At 68.5% G+C, this 23,344-nt stretch carries 17 protein-coding genes and 1 pseudogene; 14 read left to right on the top strand and 4 right to left on the bottom strand.

What is annotated here, in order from left to right; all coding sequences use genetic code 11:
* Positions 1–65 precede the first annotated feature (65 nt).
* Complete coding sequence (locus tag MKK82_RS14445; protein ID WP_243986097.1) at positions 66–2,963, top strand: peptidoglycan-binding domain-containing protein; 2,898 nt, start codon at positions 66–68, stop codon at positions 2,961–2,963.
* Complete coding sequence (locus MKK82_RS14440; protein WP_243986096.1) at positions 2,938–4,347, top strand: hypothetical protein; 1,410 nt, start codon at positions 2,938–2,940, stop codon at positions 4,345–4,347. The genes MKK82_RS14445 and MKK82_RS14440 overlap by 26 nt, the downstream gene beginning before the upstream one ends.
* 490 nt (positions 4,348–4,837) lie before the next feature.
* Here MKK82_RS14440 and MKK82_RS14435 read toward each other — a convergent pair whose 3' ends face one another.
* Together MKK82_RS14435 and MKK82_RS14430 are read right to left on the bottom strand one after the other, a co-directional pair.
* Positions 4,838–5,602 carry a hypothetical protein gene (locus MKK82_RS14435; RefSeq protein WP_243986095.1) on the bottom strand — a complete coding sequence of 255 codons (765 nt, stop codon included), beginning with the start codon at positions 5,600–5,602 and terminating at the stop codon, positions 4,838–4,840.
* Positions 5,603–5,780: 178 nt separating this feature from the next.
* A complete protein-coding gene (locus MKK82_RS14430) occupies positions 5,781–7,448 on the bottom strand; it encodes a DUF6538 domain-containing protein (RefSeq protein ID WP_243986094.1) in 1,668 nt (555 codons plus the stop codon).
* A gap of 87 nt (positions 7,449–7,535) precedes the next feature.
* On the opposite strand from MKK82_RS14430, the pseudogene MKK82_RS14425 reads away from it, so the two are divergent.
* Positions 7,536–7,673 (top strand): annotated as a pseudogene (locus MKK82_RS14425) (TerC family protein); the annotation flags it as partial.
* 76 nt (positions 7,674–7,749) lie between these two features.
* Positions 7,750–8,469: an ABC transporter substrate-binding protein gene (locus MKK82_RS14420; RefSeq protein ID WP_238289435.1), complete on the top strand. Its 720-nt coding sequence runs from the start codon at positions 7,750–7,752 to the stop codon at positions 8,467–8,469.
* Positions 8,470–8,739: 270 nt separating this feature from the next.
* Here the strand turns inward: MKK82_RS14420 and leuS are convergent, their stop codons facing one another.
* Positions 8,740–11,322, bottom strand: coding sequence for a leucine--tRNA ligase (leuS, locus tag MKK82_RS14415; protein WP_238289433.1), 2,583 nt, complete (start codon positions 11,320–11,322; stop codon positions 8,740–8,742).
* 418 nt (positions 11,323–11,740) lie between these two features.
* Between leuS and MKK82_RS14410 the strand changes: the two genes are divergently transcribed.
* A complete protein-coding gene (locus tag MKK82_RS14410) occupies positions 11,741–12,493 on the top strand; it encodes a YggS family pyridoxal phosphate-dependent enzyme (RefSeq protein ID WP_238289430.1) in 753 nt (250 codons plus the stop codon).
* A gap of 3 nt (positions 12,494–12,496) precedes the next feature.
* Here MKK82_RS14410 and MKK82_RS14405 read toward each other — a convergent pair whose 3' ends face one another.
* The gene (locus MKK82_RS14405) at positions 12,497–13,063 is read right to left on the bottom strand and encodes a L,D-transpeptidase (protein ID WP_238289428.1); all 567 of its coding nucleotides are present in this window, start codon (positions 13,061–13,063) and stop codon (positions 12,497–12,499) included.
* 370 nt (positions 13,064–13,433) lie between these two features.
* On the opposite strand from MKK82_RS14405, the gene MKK82_RS14400 reads away from it, so the two are divergent.
* The 9 genes from MKK82_RS14400 to holA all read left to right on the top strand — a co-directional run bounded on the left by MKK82_RS14400 (position 13,434) and on the right by holA (position 23,226).
* Complete coding sequence (locus tag MKK82_RS14400) at positions 13,434–14,120, top strand: response regulator transcription factor (protein WP_238289426.1); 687 nt, start codon at positions 13,434–13,436, stop codon at positions 14,118–14,120.
* A 65-nt stretch (positions 14,121–14,185) separates the two neighbouring features.
* A complete protein-coding gene (locus MKK82_RS14395) occupies positions 14,186–14,638 on the top strand; it encodes a cyclic nucleotide-binding domain-containing protein (RefSeq protein WP_238289424.1) in 453 nt (150 codons plus the stop codon).
* Between the two features lie 165 nt (positions 14,639–14,803).
* Positions 14,804–15,649 (top strand): 2,3,4,5-tetrahydropyridine-2,6-dicarboxylate N-succinyltransferase, encoded by an 846-nt coding sequence (gene dapD / locus MKK82_RS14390; protein WP_238289521.1) that lies wholly within the window; start codon positions 14,804–14,806, stop codon positions 15,647–15,649.
* 23 nt (positions 15,650–15,672) lie between these two features.
* Positions 15,673–16,521 (top strand): alpha/beta fold hydrolase, encoded by an 849-nt coding sequence (locus MKK82_RS14385; protein WP_243986093.1) that lies wholly within the window; start codon positions 15,673–15,675, stop codon positions 16,519–16,521.
* 317 nt (positions 16,522–16,838) lie between these two features.
* Positions 16,839–17,717, top strand: a complete 879-nt coding sequence (locus tag MKK82_RS14380; RefSeq protein WP_238289420.1) for an acid phosphatase — start codon at positions 16,839–16,841, stop codon at positions 17,715–17,717.
* A 378-nt stretch (positions 17,718–18,095) separates the two neighbouring features.
* A complete protein-coding gene (locus MKK82_RS14375) occupies positions 18,096–20,336 on the top strand; it encodes a TonB-dependent siderophore receptor (RefSeq protein ID WP_243986092.1) in 2,241 nt (746 codons plus the stop codon).
* A 108-nt stretch (positions 20,337–20,444) separates the two neighbouring features.
* Positions 20,445–21,401 (top strand): AEC family transporter, encoded by a 957-nt coding sequence (locus MKK82_RS14370; protein WP_238289415.1) that lies wholly within the window; start codon positions 20,445–20,447, stop codon positions 21,399–21,401.
* A 164-nt stretch (positions 21,402–21,565) separates the two neighbouring features.
* Positions 21,566–22,111: an LPS assembly lipoprotein LptE gene (lptE, locus tag MKK82_RS14365; protein ID WP_238289413.1), complete on the top strand. Its 546-nt coding sequence runs from the start codon at positions 21,566–21,568 to the stop codon at positions 22,109–22,111.
* An 83-nt stretch (positions 22,112–22,194) separates the two neighbouring features.
* Positions 22,195–23,226, top strand: a complete 1,032-nt coding sequence (gene holA, locus MKK82_RS14360) for a DNA polymerase III subunit delta (RefSeq protein ID WP_238289411.1) — start codon at positions 22,195–22,197, stop codon at positions 23,224–23,226.
* Positions 23,227–23,344 lie beyond the last annotated feature (118 nt).

Genomic DNA, 23,344 nt, shown 5'->3' with positions numbered 1-23,344 from the left:
TTCGACAGGGCGGCCTTTATACCTGTCGCCGGTGATTGCCAAACGTGTGGCTTGGATGCGCCAACTTGAGCGCTGTAACGGTTTACGATCGCAGCACAAACCTGCGCCGCGTGTCTTTTGCAACCTTGAATAGGGAATCGGAACCGGCGACACAGCTTAAAACGAGGCTGCAGGGCACGGTCATGGCGCGGGGAAGGTGGTGTGGGTTTCTGCTGGCGGCAGCCGCCGCCTTTCCAGGCCAAGCCCGCGCGCAGATCTCGCCGGTCGACATCTTCGGAACCCTGATCGGTGCCGCTCAAGCGCAAGCAGCACGCGAGGCTTGGGCCCGACTCCCGAGTGCGGATCGCTCGTGCCTCGATCGAGCTCTTGCCCGCCAAAATACTGACATCGCCGGGCTGGCCCAGCGCGGCATCGGCCCGGACGATGGACAGTTGAGCGGAGTTTTCGCCCAATGCCGGCGCTTCACGGAGCCGAATCTCAGGCGCGGTTACAGCTGCACGGTGCCGGACGATAGCGGATGGTCGATCACGACGACCTGCAATCAGACGTTCGCTTACCGGAATGGTGATGGCCGCGTCCAATCCGTCGAGCCGCGGGAGGCGATCGACCTTCATTTCTCGGGCACCCGGATCATCGTGGCCTACGTCGAGACCGGCGAGGCGCGTGAGATGCGCCGGGCCCGCGCGGAGGCGCAGGGACGTGCCGAGCAGCTTCAGGTGCTCAAGGGATCGCTGACGGCATACCAGCGGGATCCGTCCCCTATCGTCCGTTCCGAAATCGCCCGGATCCAGAGCCGCATCGATCAGCAGCTCGGTGCACGCACCGGACCGTCCGCCCCTGATACCGAATCGCTCAATCGCGAGATCGGCGGGTTGAGCGCGCTGTCGCAGGCCGAAGCCCTGCGCATGGCCGCGCTCGATCGCATGAGCGGATTGCGCGCGCAGGCCGAAGCCCGCACGAAGGCGGATGTGCCCGATGGCCTGCGCAAGCGTCTGGCCGATCTGCGCAAGGATGCCGTGTCGGTCTCCGAACCACCCCGGGCAGCCTCACCGACGAAGACGGCGGGTCCGGCACGCGACCTCGGCCCCTCGTTCGATTGCGAGCGGGCGAATACGCCCCTCCCCACCTTGATCTGTGAGGATACCGGCCTGCGGCGCGTCGATCTCGACATGGCCCGGGCATTCTACGCGCTCCGTCAGATTCATCCGGACGCCGCGGCCGAGCTCAAGGAGGCCTCGAACGACCTCGTGAAGCGCACGCTCGCCTCTTGTCGGATCCCGGAGACCAGCAAGACCACGGCCGCCACTCGGAAGGCCATCCCCTGTATCGCCGCAACCTACCAGCGTCAGCGGGACGCGTGGTCGGCTCGCGTGGGTCGCGAAGGGCCGGTCTCGGCCCGGCAGGAGATCGCCCGGTCGCTAGAAGACCATGTTCGCCTTCAGGAGGCGCTGCGCAGCGCCGGCTACCTGCCTGCCGACGCGACCGCGGACGGCGTTTACGGCGGTGTGACGCGCAAAGCGCTCGTGGCGTTCGCCGAGGCCGAAAGCGTGGACGCCGATGGTTTTCTCGGCGATGGGCTCGCCGCCAAGCTTGGGCGCGGCTCGACGCCTGCGCCGAACTTGTCCCTCATTACCGACCCAAGCCTCCCCGCGCGTATCGACGCCGTCGCACGGCGCTACGACAGCTACCTCACGGATCTAGCTGTCGAGGAGCGGGATCGCAGCACGCGCCTGCAGGCACAGCGCCAGATCGACGAGCAGCGTAAGCGTGTCGAGGCCCTCCTGGCCGGTCCCGTACCGGAAGACCTCCGGCCGGACCTCGCCGTACTGGTTCAGCAGTTCGACGGCGCTGCGCCAAAGGATTTACCCAAGGCCGCCGAGGCGCTTCAGCAGCGCCTCTCCCAGATCGAGCCACGGATGCGGGAGGCCGAGGCGATCCAGCGCGCTGTCACCGACAAGAACCGCTTCCTCGCGGAAGGCGACCCCGGCGATCTGCTGCTCCTCTACAACAGCTCGCCCCGCGCGGCCGCCGTCGTGCGCGGTCTCGACGGCAACCTCGTGTTCGACCCGGAGCGCACTGTTGCATGCGCGGTGCCCGAAGCGCCGAGCGACCGCATCGCCCTGGAGCAGCTGATCGCCAAGGCGCGCAGCCTCGGTGCGCCGGTCAAGGAGACGCTGCCCCCATGCAGCGGCGCTCAGCAGCAGAGCGCAGATCTCGTCGCCTTCGAACGCGGCGCGCTGCGTGCGCAGGTCGGGGTGTTCCAGACCATCGCCTCGGCCGTGGACACGGGTGTGTTCACCCTTGGTGGCACGGTGCCGAAATCGGACATCGAGGCCGCACGCCAAGCGGAAGGGATCCGAGCGGCCGAGGCCGAGAGCGAAGTCGCTCGCGGCACCTCGGATGGCTTGGCCGTCCTCGCTTTCGGTCCCGGGTCCCGCACGATCTGCCGGATCGCCACCGGAGACAAGGTGCTGCACGATCAGCTCCTGCAGCCCTACGAGGCGCTGCTGAGGGCGGAACTGCACGGCGTGACGACCACGGTGACAGCGAACGCTGACGGGGCCTTTCTATCGATCAAGCGTGGGCAGTGCGGGGCCGTCTATGGCACGGCCCCGGACTTGGCTGCGCTGGTAAAGGGTCTCACCCGCGACGGCATCACGTTCCGCTATCTGCCGATCTGGATCTCGCCCGAAACAGTTGGCAAGGCGCAAGCAGCGTTGACGGAGCAGCAGGCGACGAAGCAGCGCGATCGCGAGCAGGACGCGCGGCGGCGCGAGCGTGATGCGGCCGAACGCAGCCGGACCGCGCTTGTCGACCGCCTCAAGCGTGATCAGGCCGAGGCCGAATTGACCCTTAAGGGTGGCATCCCGCAGGATCTTCAGACCTTCCTCAGTGGCTTCGTCGCCGAGGTTGCGAGCATCGCGCCCGAGACCTCCGATGCCCGACTTGGGGGAGTTGGCTGACGCCTATGCCGGGAAGCGCGCCCGCATCGACGAGGCGGCTCGGCTCGCCCGGACAGTCACGGCGAAAAGCCGTTTCCTCATGGAAGGGGATCGCGGCGACCTGATCATCCTGTACAACGACAGCGGCAAGGCCCCGTCGGTCGTACGCAACCTGCGCGGCGAGTTGGTATTCGTGGATGGGCGCGCGGCCGCCTGCCTGTATCACGCCCCGCTCTCCGACGTGTTCATGAACCGTCAGATCCGCGACCGAAGCGCCGCGCTCGGAGCGAAGCTCGATCTGCCGCTTGCATCATGCGGCGCGAACGATCTTGCCAGCCAAGACCTCATCTTCGCCGAGCGGGAACGCCTTCTGCGTGAGCCGGTCAACCGGGTGATCAGCTTGGTGGATGCCGTCAACGGCAACCTGTTCGCCCGTCTCAACGTGGTGGACGCGAGCGCTCTGGCGGCGGTCAAGCAGGTTGAAGCGGCCAAGGCGAACGAGGTCGAGGCCAAGGTTCGCGGCAAGACTGCAGACGGCTTCGGCCTCGTCGTCGTACCCAATGGTTCGAGCGTGCTGTGCCGGGTGCCGTCGGCGGACGCCGAAGCCCACGCGGCGATCCTGTTGCGTCTGAACGACCGGATCACCGATGAACTGCCGGGTCAGCCTGTGGCTACGGCGACGTCGGCCGACGGCGCATTCATCGCGGTGAAAAGGAGTGAATGCGGTGCAGTTTACGCCGCCGCCGCCGATCTCGCAGCCCTCGACGAAGCCATGAACCGGGATGGGATCAGCCATCGCTACCTCCCGCTCTGGATCGAATCGGCGGAGGTCGCCCAAACTCGGGACTCGATCGAGCAGGACAAGACACGCAGCGCCGAACAGCAGTTCAAGCGGCAGCGAGAGCTCGATGACCGTAGGAAACTCGATCAGATCAAGGCGAATGAAGAAGGTGTTCGGCGTGCCGCGCAGGAACAGGCGCTGCGCGCCCAGTACGGCGAGCGCGCTCGGTTCTTCGAGCAGGCGCTCGGTGACGATGCCCGTGCCTTCGCCACCGGTGCGCAAACCGCCAGCTTTGACCAACTCTATCCGAAGCTCGCAAAGAATTATCGAGAACAGCGCAACGATCGCTGGGAGTTCATGTCCCTGGAAACCCACATACTCGACTACGGAACGGCGCTCTACAAAAACCGCCCTCTCGAAACAGCTCTGGCAACAACCCGCATCAAGATGCGAAATCGCATCAAGGGCGAGTATCAGGATGTTTGTTACGTAACGGGCTATATCAATGACGCTGAGTTCAACGTGACGCGTGATGCGTTCGGAGAACTCTGCGACGAAGTCGGCCCGAAGCTCGCTCGGTACAAACAAAACGAGTCTTTCACCAGCCGTTGGATTGTACCATGACCGCCGATATCGACGTGCTTGCCACGGTTGCGGGGATGTAGGACGTCATCAAGATCACCTTTTCGGTCACCGAACATGTCAATCTCGCCTACCACGAGAATGCGGTTCCGGTGATCCGCGAGGCGATGGTCAAGTACGCTTCCGAGTAAGATTTTTTCGATATCCGCGTAGAGATCGAGAGTCGTCCGTCGTACAACTGCTGACGCCCCGCGTCATTCGCATTCCGGGCGGCTCGAACCATCACAACGCCTTTTCGGATATCGTCGATAAAATTAGGAGGTCCGTTCAAGGCTCATTACTATCATAGTAGGATAAGAGCATACGTTCGCTTCAGGAAACCGTACGGCCGCATCTTAAAGACTGTGTTGGGTCGATACCGGACGGACGGTCACCTGAAACTGAATGTCTGCTACCGGGCGGTTAGCTGATGTCCGCTCATGGCGCATTCCAGCAGTGGAGCTGAGCACATGCCGGTTAGCCGTCAGCTCGATCAGCGAGTCGAAGCTTCGCACTTGGCTACCATCTGAAGATTCTTCAGGCGCCGTCGCAGCCCCGCGATCTCGGCCCCTGGAACGCCAGTGATCGCGTAGCGCCGCTGCGCCTTTCGAGATCCGTCGGGCCGTCGTGTCGTGATCGTCACCTCGTGGATCAGCGCACGCTGCCGTGCCTCGGCCTTGGTGCGCCGGGCAGCGACAATGGCGTCCGGTGGGTGTTTAGATACCCGCTTCGCCACCGCACGCTGACGTGCCCAGGCGTGCAACCCTTCGCCTGGCGTGGCCGCCAACACTTGAACCCGGCTCGGCAGGACCTTGGCTGTTTTTAGGTGCTGAATCGCTCGTACGTCCCGGCTGATCAACTTGCGCACCGCCAGCCGCTCGGCCGCGGTCTCGCCACCGTAGGAGACGAACCGCTCGACGATGAGGTGCAGGTCGAGGGTGGTGCGCGAGCGCTTGCGCCCGCTCAAAGTTTCAAGCTCGACCATGATCGCGGACTTCAGTGGGCTGGCGCTGATTCGGATGTAGGTCGCGTACGCAAGGGCGATGGCCTCAAGGTGCTGCGCGTCCGATGCCTTGCGGATGTTCAAACCGGCGCGCTGCAACCAACCGGCGCTGTCGAGTGGCTGCGACCCGGTACCTCGGACCTGATGCAGGAAGCGTTCCGCATCGGCGGCCACAGCGTCGCGGCTGCCAACCTCGGCGCCGGTTCGATCTGATTCAGCAGGCTTGGCAGCTGTCGGCCGGTTGGGCGCTTTCACCAGCTCGGTGGTGAGGGGCCTGGGTTGAAGTGGAGGGGGGCCGAGGTCGGTTAAACCGAAAGATCGGAACCGTGTTGTCAAGCATGGCCTAGATCCATCCCAAACTAACGGCCGCGCTTAGGGGTGGCGCGACGTTGCGTCGATATGTATTGGCCTCGCGCTGAATTATCAAATGACGTTAAGAAAGATCATAGTACGGCAGTTTTGAAATTGCGTCCGCCTGCGTTTTGAGGGTAACGTCTCCGTAATCATCTGACGCACTGCGCGACGAATGTCCTTGAATCGCGTCCAGCACTCGCTGTTGAATGCCAATCTCTAAACCAACCGTCTTAAAACGATGCCGCCAGCCATGATTGGGGTCAACGCCTTTATCTGGAACCATCTTTCGACCAAATTCAGCCAGTCGGGCGTTTAAGCTATCGAGCGGTTTCAGAATATCGCCATCCTCACGTGGCGTAAGAAACAGATGACCAGCTGGGGCACTCTCCACGAACAACAAAAACCCCTGCTCGATCACCTGGGGGTGCAATACGATCTCGCGCGTTTGGTTCGTTTTGACGGTTCCCGCCTCGGGAGTAATACGAAGGATCCAGAACTTTCCGTGATGGATGATGTCTTCCTTCCTCAGCTGTGCCATTTCTCCAACCCGTGAGCCCGTGAAGGCACACAGCCAAGGCACCCATCGTTTGGCCGCCTGAGTTTTCAGTGCTACGCGACTCGGCGCGAGGTGTAGCGTGGCGATCAGGATGGCCTTCGCTTCGTCGTCCGTGAACCACTTCTGTCTGAGTCGTTGAGATTTGGGTAGTTTGATCTTGATTCCGGTGACTGGATTCACGGAGAGCTTGAGATTGTCGACGGCCCATCCGAACACGGTTCGAAGAGCTCCGAGATCGCCGTCTTTCACAGTCCTGGCCATTCGAACCTTCCCGGTCCGCGTCGAGGGGATCGTGAGGCGGCAATCCTTGAAGGCAACGATATCTTTTGCTTGGACACGAAACGCATCGTCGTGCCCGAGAAATGTGATCAAAGCATTCAGCGTGCTGCTATAACTCTCGTATGTATTCTGTTTTAGTCCGCTAATCTTGGCCTCTGCCCACCACCCTGCTAATATCCCTGTCAAGGTCAAGGCGGGTGTTTCTCTATCCCTTGACCTTTGAGGAGATGAGGGAGGGACGGAACTGCTTGGATTTAAGGTTGCCACTGTTAGCGAACGTGTTTCAATTCGGCTAGGCGAATCTGAGCATTCACTCACCTCGATTGGTTCTCCCGTTTCGGCCGAGCGGGCGAGAATTATGCTGGCAGCTTGCAATGCGATCGCGCAAGCCTTGGCTTGCTTGAGGTGACTAAGGATATCCACCCGCAAACCATGGGCGTCCAAGACATAATTGGCTTGCGCCAGGGCGAACCTGCGCATCGCTTCTACTTGGATGGCGTCTAGTCGTCTGCCGTGGATCAGTTCACCATTTTCGCCTTCGACTAATTCATCGTCTGCAGAGTCGTAAGGCTGGGCTAAACTCAGCTGATCGTAACATTCAGGGTACCAGGGCTGCTGGCTCGGATCGTCCAGGTACAGTGCGAGAAATTTTGCCTTGAGCGGTTTGGCCATTTCGTGAGCCTCGCGCTCCGTCAGCGTCCGCTCACCAGCTCGTAGGTTCGCCCACCGCGCCTCGATCTCGGCCATGGCCTTCGCGTGCAGGCGGCGCGCCTCCTCGGGATCGCGGGTGCCAAGGCTGAGCTTCTCCTCCCGTTTGCCGACAAATTGACGCAGGCTTTCGGGGACGACGCGCCGAAGCCTGTAAATTCCGGTCTTTGGATCTTTGTAGGGACGCGCCATAGTGAGGGGCATTTGTACCACCCGTTTGTACCTGTCGGTAGCCCTATGTGCCTGCGATCGCTAGAACATATTGCGTGTCAGCACGTTAGTTGGCCGACCGTGCCGAAGGGCTACATCTACACCGCGATGGCCTTCTCGGCCGGCGTCGAGGGGCTCAACATGCTGGTCCGTCGGCGCAGGCGAGCGGCCAAGGCCGGGACGCAGGCCCCGGCCGGCGGCGCGGCACGGCAGGTCTGACGGGCGCCCAATGCGGATCCCCGCGGCCCTCTGCCTGCTCCTTCTCCCGGCCCTGGCCCGCGCGGAGACGAAACCCGTGACACCCGATCCCGCGATCCTGCACGACCTCGCTCCGACCGGCACGCTCCGGGCGGCGATCAACCTCGGCAACCCGGTCCTCGCTCAAGGGGGCCCGGACGGGCCGGCCGGCGTATCGGTGGACCTGGCGCGGGCGCTGGCGGCGCGGCTCGGCGTGCCGGTGGCGTTGGTGACCTATCCGGGGGCGGGCGCGGTCTCCGGGTCGGCGGGATCCGGGACCTGGGACATCTGCTTCCTGGCGATCGATCCGAAGCGGGCCGAGGGCATCACCTTCACCGATCCCTACGTGCTGATCGCCGGCAGCTACCTCGTGCCGGCAGCCTCGCCGATCCGGAGCCTGGAGGCGGTCGACCGCGCCGGCGTGCGCGTCTCGGTGGGACGTGGCAGCGCCTACGACCTGTTCCTGACCCGCGCCCTGACGCACGCGACCCTGGTGCGGGCGCCGACCTCGTCCGAGGCGGTGACGGCCTTCACGCGGGACGGGCTGGAGGTGGCGGCCGGCGTGGAGCAACCGCTCGCCGGCTACGCGGCGACGCACCCGGAGGTGCGGCTGCTGCCGGGACATTTCATGGAGATCCCGCAGGCGATGGGCCTGCCGGTCGGGCGTCCGGCGGGGGCGGCGTACCTCGCCGATTTCATCGCGTCGGCGAAGCGGGACGGGCTGGTGCGCCGCGGCCTGGAGGCCAGCGGGCAGGATCCGGCGCTGGCGGCGCCGTGAGCGGCGACACGCGGCGCGACGAGGGCCTTCCTCGACACCGGCGCCGTCACAAAGGCCCTACACAGCAGAGCCGTCATCGCCTTGCGATCCGCTGATCCCACCCCCGCCCTCATCCTGAGGTGACCGCGCCAGCGGGCTTCGGAGGAGGGCTCCAAGGAGTGCGGCGATGACTGGAGGGCTCCTTCGAGGCCTCCGCTACGCTCCGGCACCTCAGGATGAGGACCGTGGCGGGCGGAAGTAGATGTCGGGTGGGATGAGCCGATCGACGCCTCACACCACCAGGTTCACGATCCGCCCCGGCACGACGATCACCTTCCGGGGCGCCTTGCCGTCCAGCACCTTCTGGACGGCCTCCAGCGCCAGGGTCGCGGCCTCGACGGCCTTGGCGTCGGCCTCCCGCGGAACGGTGACGTCCGCGCGCTTCTTGCCGTTGATCTGGACCGGCAGGGTGATCTCGTCCTCGACGAGGAGCCCGGCTTCAGCCTCCGGCCAGGGCGCCTGGGCGACGAGGTTGCCGCGGCCGAGGACCGACCAGCATTCCTCGGCGAGGTGCGGCATCATTGGGGCGATCAGCTGCACCAGGATGCCGGCGGCCTCCCGCGCGGCGCTCGCCGAGACCGGACCGCGCAACCCATCCTCCAGGGCGTTGGCCAGGGTGTAGATGTGGGCGACGCAGCGGTTGAAGCGCAGCCGTTCGATATCGTCCTGGACGGAGGCGAGCGCCCGGTGGGCGGCCTTGCGCACGGCGAGGTCGGCCGCGCCGTCTCCGGTCGCCTGCCCGGCGGCGTTGACCAGCCGCCAGACCTTCTGGACGAACCGGGCCGCGCCCTGCACGCCCTCCTCGGTCCAGATCACGTCGCGCTCGGGCGGCGAGTCGGACAGCATGAACCAGCGCGCCGTGTCGGCCCCGTAGCTCGCGATGATGTCGTCGGGGTCGACCACGTTCTTCTTCGACTTCGACATCTTCTCGATGGAGCCGATCGTGATCGGCGCCTGAGTTTTCACGTGAAACGCGCGGCGTTCGCCCTCCTCGGTGGCGAAGCGGATCTCGGCCGGGGGCACCCAGGCGCCGGCCGCGTCCTTGTAGGTCTCGTGGACCACCATGCCCTGCGTGAACAGGCCCGCGAAGGGCTCGGGCGTGCCGGCCCAGCCGGTCTCGCACATCGCCCGCATGAAGAACCGGGCGTAGAGCAGGTGCAGGATCGCGTGCTCGATGCCCCCGATATACTGGTCCACCGCCAGCCAGCGATCGACCACGGCCCGGTCGGTAGGCGCATCCGTGAGCCAGGGCGCGGTGAACCGGGCATAGTACCAGGACGAATCGACGAACGTGTCCATCGTGTCGGTCTCACGCCGGGCCGGGCCGCCGCAATGCGGGCAGGTCACGTTGCGCCACGCCGCGTCCCGCTCCAGCGGGTTGCCGGGCTGATCGAAGGACACGTCCTCGGGGAGCGTCACCGGCAGGTCGGCCACGGGCACCGCCACCGGGCCGCAGGACTCGCAGTGGATGATCGGGATCGGGCAGCCCCAGTAGCGCTGGCGGGAGACGCCCCAGTCGCGCAGACGGAACTGGACCTTGCGGGCGGCGATCCCCTCCCCTTCCAGACGTCGCGCCACGGCCTCGAAGGCCTCGCCGGTGCTCATCCCGTCGAGGAAGCGCGAGTTGATTATCCGCCCGTCCTCGACATAGGCGGTGTCGGTGATCACGAAGCCCGCCGGATCCTGACCCTCAGGGCAGACCACCGGCGTGTTGCCGAGCCCGTACTTGTTCGCGAAATCGAGGTCGCGCTGGTCGTGGGCTGGGCAGCCGAACACCGCGCCGGTGCCGTATTCCATGAGCACGAAGTTCGCCACGTAGACCGGCAGCTCCCAGGATGGGTCCAGGGGATGGCGGACCGTGAGGCCGGTGTCGAAGCCGTGCTTCTCGGCGGTGTCGATCGCGGCCTGCGCGGTGCCGGTGCGGCGGCACTCCTCGATGAAGGTCTGCAGGTCCGGCCGGTCCGCCGCGAGGGCGGCCGCCAGGGGATGGTCGGCCGCGATCGCCAGGAACTTGGCGCCGAACAGCGTGTCGGGCCGGGTCGTGTAGACGGTCACCGAATCGTCGGCGCCGGCCACCGGCCGGGCGAGGCTGAACCGGACCTCCAGGCCTTCCGAGCGGCCGATCCAGTTCTTCTGCATCAGCCGGACCTTTTCCGGCCAGCGGTCCAGCCCGTCGAGGGCGGTCAGCAAATCCTCGGCGAAATCGGTGATCTTGAAGAACCACTGGGTCAGCTCGCGCTGCTCCACCAGGGCGCCGGAGCGCCAGCCGCGCCCGTCGATCACTTGCTCGTTGGCCAGCACCGTATGGTCCACCGGGTCCCAGTTCACCTTGGCGGTGCGCCGGGTGACGAGGCCCTTCTTCAGGAAGTCCAGGAACATGCGCTGCTGGTGCTTGTAGTAGTCGGGATCGCAGGTCGCGATCTCCCGGCTCCAGTCGAGCGACAGGCCCATGGCCTTCAGCTGGTCGCGCATCGACGCGATGTTGGCGTAGGTCCAGTCCCGCGGGTTGACCTTGCGCTCCATGGCGGCGTTCTCGGCCGGCAACCCGAAGGCGTCCCAGCCCATCGGGTGGAGCACGTTGAAGCCGCGGGCGCGCTTGTAGCGGGCGACCACGTCGCCCATCGCGTAGTTGCGGACGTGGCCCATGTGGATGCGCCCCGACGGGTAGGGGAACATCTCCAGCACGTAGTATTTCGGGCGCGGGTCGCCGTTGTCGGTCTCGAACAGGCGCTGCGCGGCCCAGGCCTCCTGCCAGCGCGGCTCGGCATCCTTGGCGTTGTAGCGCTCGACGGGCTGGGGGGCGGTGCTGGTCATGGATCCGGCTGGGTCAGGGGCTCGGCGGCGGCCACAGGAGCCGGCGCGGCACGGTTTGCGCCGCGATAGCATATCTGCGCCGCAGCCGGTCAACGCGGCGCGCGATTCGGGCTTGCGCGGGGCGCGCGAACGCATAGGTCCGCATGACGGGACATAGAACACCGGGACACCGAACACACCGAGGGCCTGCGCCGGGGCGCTCCCGATCTCATTCCTCATCCTGACGTGACCGCGGCAGCGGGCCTCGAAGGAGGAGGGCTCCAGGGATCGCGCGCCGGGTGGAGGGCTCCTTCAAGGCCTCCGTCGCGCTCCGTCGCCTCAGGATGAGGGGGGTGGGTGGGATGATCGTCTCCTCGCTCGAGAAGCACGGCACGGGGCCGCGCAGACCGGCGCCCGGCAGCGACAGGACAGACACGCCATGGACGACGCGACGACGGACACGAACACCCAACCGACAGACGGGATGGGGCACGCAACCGCGAAGCTCCCCGTCGGTCAGGCCGACGTCGCCGCCGGGCTCGCCGAGGTGCGCGCCGCCATCGCCCGGGCGGCCGAGGATTCGGAGCGCGACCCCGCATCGGTGCAGCTCGTGGCCGTCTCCAAGACCGTGCCGGCCGAGGGCATCCTGCCGGCGCTCCAGGCCGGGCAACGCGTGTTCGGCGAGAACTACGTCCAGGAATCCGCCGCGAAATGGCCGGATCTGCGGGCCCGCTACCCCGACGTCGAGTTGCATCTCGTCGGGCCGCTGCAATCCAACAAGGCGCGCGAGGCGGTGGCGCTGTTCGACGTGATCCACTCCCTCGACCGGCTGTCCCTGGCGGCGGCGATCGCCAAGGAGATCGACCGGTCCGGCCGCACGCCGAAGCTGCTGATCCAGGTCAACACAGGTGCGGAGCCCCAGAAGGGCGGCGTCCTGCCGGACCAGCTCGCCACCCTGCTGTCGGAGTGCCGGGACACCCACGGGCTGGCGATCCAGGGCCTGATGTGCATCCCCCCGGCCGAGGATCCGCCCTCGGCCCACTTCGCCCTGCTGGCCCGGCTCGCCCGGGAGCACAACCTGCCGATCCTCTCCATGGGGATGAGCGCGGATTTCCCCGCCGCGATCCAGCTCGGCGCCACCCATGTGCGGGTCGGGACCGCGATCTTCGGGGCGCGGACCCGGAAGGCCTGAGGGTCACCCGATCCGCAGATGGGTCCGTGGTCCGAGCCGGCGGAGCAGCCGCAGCAGGTCGGCCCGGGCCAGGGCGACGCAGCCCTCCGTGGGGCGGTAGCCGTCCCGGGCGACGTGCAGGAAGATCGCCGAGCCCCGCCCCTTCCGGATCGGGGCGCGGTTGTAGTCGAGGTCGATCACCACGTCGTAGAGTCCGTCGCCCCGCCACATCGCCTCGGCGCTGATTCCGGGTGCCGGCAGGCGGATCGGCCGGTTGTAGCGGCGGTCGCGACGATCGTCGCACCAGCCGTCGTCCTGCCGTGTCGGCCGGAGCGGGAGCGCGGTGCGCGGGCGGATCCCGAGATGGTCGGGCCGATAGGCACCGCCCCGCAGCCGGAACCGTCCGCGCGGCGTGCCGCCATCGCCCTCGCGCTTGTCGATGACGATCCCGCCGGCCCCCAGGGCGCAGGGAATCACCGCCGGACCGATCAGGAGCTGACCCCGCCGCCGATCGCCGATCATCGCCCGGACGCGGATCTCGCCCAGGGTCAGACGGACGAATCCGGGCCGCTCGCTTCGCCGCTGACGCATGCCAGCCCTCCTCCGCTTCCTGTCTCCGCCAGCCCGCCGCGGCGGACCGGGGCCTCCGTCGCCCGGGATCGGTGCCCCGAAACCGGTGAACAATTGCGCGCAAGCCAGTTTCCGGCCACAAACGTTGCCCTATCCTTGGCCGGAAACCGGCTGCCGAGTCGGGATGCGGGAGCGAACACGTTCAACGCCCGGTCGCGAAGGGTCGACGCCTGGGAAATTTCGGTGCGTCGTCGCCCCGGCAGGGACAATGATGCGGAAACAGAAGCCCCGGCAGAGTCGCCGCGCGCGATCCTGCTGAGATCTTAGTCATCGCACGCTGCGCCCGGAAGGCGGCCCGCCCCTTCCCGCTGCCTGCTCTGGGAATCGGACGATGCCGAATGCCTACCGCCTGCTGATCTGCGACGACGACGCGATCCTGCGCGACACCCTCACCGAGCAGCTGGATCTCTGCGAGGAATTCGCGGTGTTCACGGAAGCGAATGCCGCGGACGCGATCCGGCGGACGGCCACGGAGCGCATCGACCTCGCCGTGATGGATGTCGGCCTGCCCGACCTCGACGGGCGCGAGGCCGTGCGCCGGATGCGGGCGGGCGGATTCCGCGGCCCGGTGATCATGCTGACCGCCCAGGATTCCGAGGCGGATCACGTCGAGGGCCTGGAGGCCGGCGCCAACGACTACGTCACCAAGCCGTTCAAGTTCGGCATCCTTCTGGCCCGCATCCGCGCCCACCTGCGCAGCCACGAGGCCTCCGAGGACGCGGTGTTCCAGATCGGCCCCTACACGTTCCGACCCGGCGCCAAGCTGCTGGTCGGCGAGCGCGGCTCGAAGCTCAAGCTCACCGAGAAGGAGACCGCGATCCTGCGCTTCCTCTACCGGGCGGGGCGCGCCGTGGTGAACCGGGACACGCTGCTCGCCGAGGTCTGGGGCTACAATGCCCACGTCACCACCCACACGCTGGAGACCCACATCTACCGGCTGCGCCAGAAGATCGAGCCAAACCCGGCCACCGCGGCGATCCTCGTGACCGAGGGTGGCGGATACAAGTTACTGCCCTGACTGTTTAGGTTTTTGCGTGTAATCGATCCTGCGATCCCGGTCGGCAGGGTTGGTGAGGCGATTCCTTGGGTCTCGACGACGACATCGCGATCCTCGCCGCTGCGCCCGTGTTCGGCTTCCTCGACCGTGATGCCCTGCGCCTGCTCACCTTCGCGGCCGAGCGCCGGGACCTCGCCGACGGCGACCTGCTCTTCGCCCGCGGCGATCCCGCCGATGGCGGCTTCGTGGTCCTGTCGGGCACGATCCGGCTGATCCCGCGAAGCGGCGCCGCCGAGCCGGTTCGCGCCGGGCGCTCCGCGCTGATCGGGCAACTCGCCCTGTTCGTGCGCGGCACGCGCCCCACCGAGGCCCGCGCCGAGGGCGCCACCGAGGTCATGCGGATCACCCCCACGCTGATGCGCCGCGTGCTTGAGGAATTCCCGGCGGCCGCGCAGGCGGTCCACGCCACGCTGGCGGAAGATCTCGCGGCGTTCGTGGCCGACCTCGACCGCGTGCGGGTGCTGCTCGACGACGCCTGAGGGCGCCGGGCCCCTCCCCCGGCGCCGCGCGCAGCGAAGCGATCCGGGGCCGTGCAACGCCGGTGACCGCGACGCCGGCCGCCCTCAGGTGACAGGGCGGGTGCCCCCTTGTAAGCACGGGCTCCCGCCGCAAGAGTTCTGACCCGTTCCATGTCCCAGGCCGGCCTGCCCCATTCCGATCTCGCCCAGACCATCGAAGCCGCCTGGGAAGACCGCGCCAACATCTCGACCGCCACCCAGGGGGCGGTGCGCGAGGCGGTCGAGGCGGCACTGGAGCTGCTCGATTCGGGCAAGGCCCGCGTCGCCGAGAAGTCCGGCAACCACGACTGGGTGGTGAACCAGTGGCTGAAGAAGGCGGTGCTGCTCTCCTTCCGACTCAACGACATGGCGGCGATCGAGGGCGGCCCCGGCGGGGCACCCTGGTGGGACAAGGTCGCCTCCAAGTTCGCCGGCTGGGGCGAGGCCGAGTTCCGGGCCGCGGGCCTGCGCGCGGTGCCGGGCTGCTTCGTCCGCCGCGGCTCCTACATCGCCCCCGGCGCCGTGCTGATGCCGAGCTTCGTCAACCTCGGCGCCCATGTCGGCGAGGGCACCATGGTGGACACCTGGGTGACGATCGGCTCCTGCGCGCAGGTGGGAAAAAACTGCCACATCTCGGGCGGCGCCGGCATCGCGGGGGTGCTGGAGCCCCTCCAGGCCAACCCGGTGATCATCGAGGACGATTGCTTCATCGGCGCCCGCGCCGAGGTGGCGGAGGGCGTCATCGTCGGCCAGGGCAGCGTCCTGTCCATGGGCGTCTACATCGGCGCCTCCACCAAGATCGTCGATCGCACCACCGGCGAGGTCATGTACGGCCGGGTGCCGCCCTACTCGGTGGTCGTCTCGGGCACGATGCCCGGCAAGGCGCTGCCGGACGGCTCGCCGGGCCCGGGCCTGTACTGCGCGGTGATCGTCAAGCGCGTCGATGCCGGCACCCGGTCGAAGACCGCCATCAACGAGCTGCTCCGCACCTGATCCTGGGACTTGGCGGGGGACCGATGGAGACGCGGGTGCTCAACCTGACGGTGGCGGGCCGGTCCGTGCCGACCCCCTGCGACGTGTTCGGGGAGGGGCCGGAGGCGCTGCTGCTTCCGGCCCTCTCGACCATTTCGGCGCGCGCCGAGATGCGCAGCCTCGCGGAGGCGCTGGGATCCGAATACCGGTGCCGCATTCCCGACTGGCCGGGCTTCGGCGCCCATCCCCGGACGCGGGTGCCGCTGGAACCGGCGACGTTCCACGGCTTCCTGGACGCGCTCCTCGCCGCCGGCCCCTACGCCCTCGGTGTCGCGGCCGGCCATGCCGCCGGCTACCTCGTGGCGGCGGCCAGGCGCCACCCGCAGGCCTTCGCGCGGCTGGTCCTGGTGGCGCCGACCTGGCGGGGGCCGCTGCCCACCGCGATGCCGGGGCGGGCCCACTGGTTCCCGCGCATCCGCCGGGCCGTGGAGGCGCCGATCCTCGGGGAGGCCCTCTACCGGATCAACATCAGCCCGCCGATCATCGGCCGGATGATGCGCGCCCACGTCTACGCCGACCCCGCGGGGGTGACCCCGGCCCTGGTCCGGGACAAGCACGCGATCACCCGCCAGCGCAACGGCCGGTTCGGCACCGCCGCCTTCGTCACCGGCGGGCTCGATCCGGTGGGCAGCCGGGAGGCGTTCCTCGACCTGTTCGCCGGCGGGTTGCCGCCGATCCTGGTCCTGCGGCCTGAGGGAGCGCCCCGGCGCTCGGGGACCGAGATGGATGCCCTCGTCGGCAGCGGCCGGGTGACGGGCGTGTCGGTCCCCGGCGCCCTCAGCCCGCACGAGGAGCATCCCGGTGCGGTCGCGGCGGCGATCCGCGCGGCCTGAGGGGAGTCGTCCGGAACACCGCCCGTCTGACGCAGGGCAGAGGGTGCCGCAGGGTTATCGTGGGGCACGAACAGGGCAGTCGGGTCCCGGCGTCCGGCAGCCCCGGACGGGGTTCGGCGGACCCGAGTCCGGGCGAGAGGCTTCCCGGCCCTGCCAATCGCGCCGCGGGGTTCGCGCGGAGCCGGGCTCCTGGCGACCGTCGCCGCCGCACCCTGGACAGGAGGTTTCGCCTGTGCAGGGACTGAGCGGGCCGGCCGAGCCGTTCGTCAGTCAGCGGGATCGACCCGCAGGTTTCATCCGAGAGAGTCCCGGATCCGATGCTGCGCACCCCATCCCGCCTCGCTTCGACCGTCCTCACCCTCCTCCTGGCCGCACCGGTCGCGGCCCACGCCGAGGACATGCCCCACCCTGCCCCGCCGGCCGCGCCCTCGGCGCCGTCCCTGGGCACCGACACGCTCAAGCCCGGCAAGCCGGCCGTGAAGCCCTATCTGGCCGAGACGGCGACACCCGATGCCGTGCAGATCCTGCCGTCGCCGCCGGCCCATGATGCGCCCCTCGACAAGGCCGACCGGGCGGCCTTCGCCAGTACCCGGGTCCTCAGGGGCACCCCGCGGTGGGAGATCGCCGCCAACGACGTGGCGGAGGGTGCGTCCGCGGTGCTGGAGAATTTCGCCTGCGTGCTCGGCACGCGGATCGACCAGGCTCGGGTTCCCGCGGTGATCCATCTCCTGGAGCGGACCCGCCTCGACCTCGCCCGGGCGACGCGGGGACCGAAGGTCCATTACCGCCGCCTGCGCCCCTTCGTGGGCAACGAGGCGCCGATCTGCGTGCAGCGGAGCCAGGCTCTGGCCGACAGCTTCAGCTATCCGTCGGGCCATGCGACGCAGGGCTGGGCCTACGCGCTGATCCTGGCGGCCCTGGTCCCCGAGAAGGCGACCCCGATCCTGGTGCGCGGCCGCGCCTACGGCGAGAGCCGGATCGTGTGCGGCGTGCACTGGCTCAGCGACGTGGTGGCGGGGCGCCTCACGGGCACGTCGGTCTTCGCCGCCTTGATGGGCGATCCGACCTTCCGCGCCGATCTGGAGAAGGCCCGCGGCGAGCTCCGAGCCGCCCTGGCGGGCGCCGGAACGGCCCCCGATCAGGCAGCCTGCACGCGGGAGGCGGATGCCCTCCGGGAGCCGCCGCTGGAGTTCTGAGGCGGGTTTCGCGGACGAGGCAGCGATGTCTCCGTCGAGAACCTGCGGCCCATCGGATCCGAGCCGGTGATGCGTCGGCCTGCCCATCGTGCCGGCAGCGACCTCGGCTCCGCGCGGGTACGGCCTCCACGTCATCCCGGGTCCGCCGACGCCTCGAAAGCGTCCACCCGCGGTGCGCCTGAATCCCGGGCTGGCCTGCGGTGCCTTGGCCTGACGGGACAGGTTTTCAACCCTGTCGAGAGCGGATCTCTCTCGAACCGTTCCAGATTTTAAGTCTTCTAAGTGTGCGATTTACAACACGTTTTCGACTTGCTCGACACGCCGCGATTGGTGGACCTTGGATGATGCGCCGCGTCAGGGCGCGTTTCGGGGTCTCCGATGTCCACCTGTTCCGCCCCCTTCGGGCTGCTCCTCGCCACCACCGCCCTCACGACGGCCGCCCTCGTGGGCACCGCCGCCGCCCAGGGTGCGGCCGTGCAGCTCAACGAGATCTCCGTGGAGGCGGCCCGTCCGGGCGCCGCGCCCGTCGCGGGTGCAGGATTCGGGGGTGTCAACGTGAGCGGCGGCGACGGCGGCAGCGCGGCGACCAGCGGCGGCGGGGGGCCTTCGGGCGTGACCGGCTACGTGGCGCGGGTGAGCCCCACCGCCACCAAGACCAACACGCCGCTGATCGAGACCCCGCAATCGGTCTCCGTCGTCACCCGCGAGCAGCTCAACGACCGCAACGTGCAGAGCCTCAACGAGGCGGTGGCGTACACGCCGGGCGTCTCCAGCAACGTGTTCGGCTTCGATCCGCGCGCCGATGCGTTCTACATCCGCGGCTTCGCCGAGACCTACGACGGCATCTTCCGCGACGGCCTGCGCCAGACCGGCGTCGGCTTCGCGGTGCCCCGGATCGAGCCCTACGGCACAGAGGCGCTCACCATCCTGCGCGGGCCGGCCTCGGGGCTCTACGGCCTGGGCTCGCCCGGCGGCATCGTCGACGTGACCAGCAAGCGTCCGGTCTTCGCCCCGTTCGGCGAGCTTTGGTTCCAGGGCGGCAGCTTCGACCGCTACCAGGGGAACTTCGACATCGGCGGCCCGGTGGAAGGATCGGACGGCACGATGGCCTTCCGACTCACCGGCGTCGCCCGCCACTCCAACGCGTTCCTGCCCGGCCCCGGCGTCCGGGACGACCGGTTCACCATCGCGCCGGCCTTCACGTGGCGCCCCTCGGCCGACACGACCTTCACGCTGCTGACCGAGTTCCAGGAATCGAACGTCCCGGGCAACGCGGCCTTCTACAACCTCCCGGGTTTCCGCGTGTCGCGAATCTACTCGGGCGACGGCGCGCTCAACACCTACCGGACCGACCAGCACCGGATCGGCTACGCCTTCGAGCACGTGTTCACGCCGGACCTGATCGTCCGGCAGAACTTCCGCTATTCCCGCGTCGAGGCCAACTTCTCGTACACGCAGGTCGATTCGGTGACCGGCCTCAGCGCGCAACGCTCCACCGGCCTGTTCAACCAATCCTTCGCCGCCGTCGCGGTGGACACGCAGCTTGAGGGCCACGTCCGGACCGGGCCGGTGGCCCACATGCTGCTCGCGGGCGTCGACTACTACCACTATGATTTCGCGAGCCGCGCCGGGTTCGGCGTGGCGCCCGACCTCAACCTGCTGACCTTGAACTACGGCCGTCAGCCGATCACCCGCCCGAGCATCGACTGCTCGTCGCGTCAGGCGCAGGATCAGGTCGGCGTCTACGTGCAGGAACAAGCCAGGTGGGGGCGGTTCGTCCTCACGCTGACCGGGCGGGAGGACTGGGTCGCCTCCGACACGGCGAGCGTCACCCGGGGCGTCGTCGCGGGCCCGCAGGGGCAGAACGACAGCGCCTTCACGTACCGCGCCGGCCTGAACTACGAGCTCGCGCCCGGCCTCGTGCCGTATGCCAGCTACGCCACGACCTTCACCCCGCAGGTCGGCGTCAGCACCGTCACCGGTCGCCCCTACCGGCCCGCCACCGGCGATCAGATCGAGGCGGGGGTGAAATACCTGATCCCGGGCACGAACATCAGCGCGGCCATCGCGGGCTTCGACATCAACCAGACGCGCATCCTGCGCCAGGATCCGACGAACTTTGCCAACCAAGTAGCCACCGGCGCGGTCAATTCGCGGGGCTTCGAGATGGAGGCGACCGCGAATTTCGCCCCCGGCACCAACCTGACGGTCGCCTACACGCACCTCGACTTCCGCTTCGTCCGGCAGACATCCGCGGTCACAGGCGCGGCGATCGACGGGAACCGGCTCTCGGGCATCCCGGGGGACACGTTCGCGTCCTTCCTGACCTACCTGTTCCCGCCCTCCTCCCCGTTGCGCGGCCTGACCCTCGGCGGCGGCATCCGGTTCAACACCAACAGCTTCGCCGACGACGACAACACGGTGCGCAACCCGACCGTGACGCTGTTCGACGCGTTGGTCGCCTACGACTTCGCCGCCCTCGACCCGAAGTACAAAGGCTTCCGGGCTCAGATCAACGCGTTCAACATCTTCGATCGCGACTACTACAACTGCCAAGCGGGCTTCTGCTACCGCGGTGCCCCGGCGACCGTGATCGGCAGCCTGATCTATCGCTGGTAAGCCTGTCCAGCGTCGGCAGCCAGCATGGCAGGCTCCAACCCGCGACACTGGCGGTGGCGGCGGACCTTGCCGTAAGGCCGGAGCGTCGCCGCCCGCTCCGGACCCGCCATGCTCTCGACCCTCCTGGTCGTGCTGCCGATCTTCGCGCTGATCTTCGCCGGCTGGCTGGTCCGGCGGATCGGCGTGCTCGGCGCCGCCGCCACCACCGAGCTCAACCGCTTCGTGGTCTTCCTGGCGCTGCCGGCGCTCCTGTTCGACGTCACCGCCCACGCCCATTGGAGCGCCATCTGGAAGCCCGGCTTCATCGGCGCCTTCGGTCTCAGCAGCCTCGCGGTCTTCGCCCTCACCGTGGTGATCCGTCGGGGGGAGGGGCAGCCTTTGGCGGATGCCGCCGTGGACGGGCTCAATGCCGGCTACGCGAATTGCGGCTTCATGGGTTTCCCGCTGGCGCTCGTCGCCTTCGGGCCGGAGGCCCTGGCACCCACGACGGTGGCGGCGATCCTCACGGTCTGCGGCGTGTTCGCGGTGGCGATCGTGCTGATCGAGACCGGGCTCCGGAGGGAAGCGGCGGCGACGGGTCAGGGCGGTTCGCGCATCCCCGTCTGGCACGCGGTCGGCCGCTCGCTCCTGCGCAATCCGCTCTTGGTGGCACCGGCTCTGGGCGCCCTGGTGCCGGGCGCGGGACTGGCGCTCCCGGCCACCGTAGAGACGTTCCTGAAGCTCCTCGGCGGCGCGGCCGCGCCCTGCGCCCTCGTGGCGCTCGGCCTGTTCCTGGCCCAGAAGCGCCGCCCCCGGAGCGGGCAGGGGCGGATTGCGGCCCTGCTGGTCGGGCTGAAGCTCGCCCTCCACCCCCTGCTCGCCTACGGGCTCGGCCGCTACCTGTTCGACCTGCCGCCGCTCCTGCTGCACACGGCCGTGCTCATGGCCGCCCTCCCCACGGGAACCGGACCGTTCATGCTGGCGGAGTTCTACCGGCGCGAGGCCGACCTGACCGCCACGGTGGTGCTGGTCTCCACCGTTCTGGCGGTCGCCACCGTCTCGGCCTACCTCGCGGCGATCGCCTGAAGGCCTCCCCGCCGGCACGGTGACGGGTCGGAAACGAGACGACCACGCTCCTGCCGCAGAGGGCGCGCAACAGGGAATCGTAAGACTTGATCCGTAGCGTCGTGGCGCGGCACGCCGTGTCCGCGCTAGAACGATCCGGCGAAGCGGGGCGGAACGACGGCGTGATGGTGGGTTCGGGAGTTTCGATCGTGGGGCGGGTCACCCGCCTCGCCTGCGCGGCCGGCTTGAGCCTGAGCCTCTCAGCCTGTTTCCGCCCCCTCTACGGGCCGACCGCCTCCGGCGAATCCGTCCCGGCGCTGCTCGCCGCTGTTCAGGTGGACGAGGTCGCCATGGCCCAGGGCCAGGAGCGGCTCGGGCACTATCTGCGCAGCGAGCTCGTCTTCGACCTCGACGGTTCGGGCCAGCCCTCGGCCAAGCGCTACCGGCTGAAGCTCTCCGGCTCCGAGATCGTGCAGACCCCGATCGTCTCGTCGACCACCGGCCGCGCCGAGGCCGGCACGCTGGTGGCCAACATCAAGTACAGCCTCGAGGACATGACCGGCGCCAAGGTCTATACCGAGGGCGTCGCCACTTCGACGGCGACCTACGACCGCTCGGTCCAGCGCTTCGCCAGCCAGCGGGCGGCCCGGGACGCCGAGATCCGGCTGGCCAGCGTGCTCTCCGACCAGATCAAGAGCCGCCTCGCCGCCGTGCTCTCGACGAAGCCGTAGGGCATGATGCGCGCGCGTGGCCACCGGTCTTCCGGGATCGTCCTGCGGCCCCGAGGGGCGCGGGCAGCCGGCCCGAGCCGGACGTGACCGCGGTCAAGGCCGGCGAGATCGAGGGCCTGATCCGGCGCGGCCCCGACCCCCGCATTCCCGTCCTCCTCGTCTACGGGCCGGATACCGGCCTGGTGACCGAGCGCGCCCGCAAGCTCGCCGAGGATTTCGTCACCGACCCGGCGGATCCCTTCGCGCTGGTGCGGATCGACGGCGACGCCCTCGCCTCCGATCCGGGGCGGCTCTGCGACGAGGCCGGCACGATGGGCCTGTTCGGCGGCCGGCGGTCGATCTGGGTCCGGCCCGGCACCCGCAACTACGCGCCCGCCGTGGAGGCGGTGCTGGGCGCCGCAATCGCGGACGCCCGCATCGTCGTGGAGGCCGGTGACCTCGCCAAGAACAACCCGCTGCGCGTCCTGTGCGAGCGCTCGCCCCGGGCGCTGGCGTTTCCCTGCTACGCCGATGACGAGCGCACGCTCTCGGACCTGATCGAGCGCACGCTCCAGGAGCGTGGCCTGCGCATCGACCGCGCCGCCCGGGAGGTTCTCACCCGCAGCCTGGGCGGAGACCGCCGGGCGAGCTTGATGGAGATCGAGAAGCTCGCCCTCTACGCGGCCGGGGAGGGCACCGTCACCCTCGACCACGTTGAGGCGGTGACCAGCGACGTCGCGGCCAGCGTGCTCAACACCCTGATCGACGCCGCCTTCGACGGGCGGCGCGACGCGGTGGATCGCGACTACCGGCGGTTCCGGCACGAGGGTCTGGATCCGGGCGTCGTGCTGGGCTCAGCCCTGCGTCACGCCCTCACGTTGCTGACGACCCGCCTCGACAATCCCGACAAGACGCCGGCCATGATGGTGGCCACGTGGCGTGGCCTCCATTTCAAGCGCAGGGCCAGCATCGAGGGGCAGCTCGGCACCTGGGCACCCGGTACCCTGCGGCAAGCCGTCGTGGCCCTCCAGGCGGCGATCCTGGCCTGCCGCCGGGCCGAGCCCGCACTGGCCCACGCGCAGGCCTCCGCGGCCCTGCTGCGGGTTGCCGATGCGGGCGCGCGGCGGCGGCGGTAGCGCAGAACGGGGGCAGGGGTTCTCCCGGGTGCAGCGGTCGGCGGCTTCCGCACGGCCGTCGTCGCGAGCGGAAGGATCCGGCACCGCCCTACGCGGGTGGGCGCCGTGCCGTCCCAGG

The organism is Methylobacterium sp. E-046 (assembly GCF_022829625.1).
GTDB lineage: Bacteria > Pseudomonadota > Alphaproteobacteria > Rhizobiales > Beijerinckiaceae > Methylobacterium > Methylobacterium longum.
The sequence above is the reverse complement of the archived record's forward strand: the minus strand, read 5'-3'. Positions and strand labels throughout refer to the sequence as shown.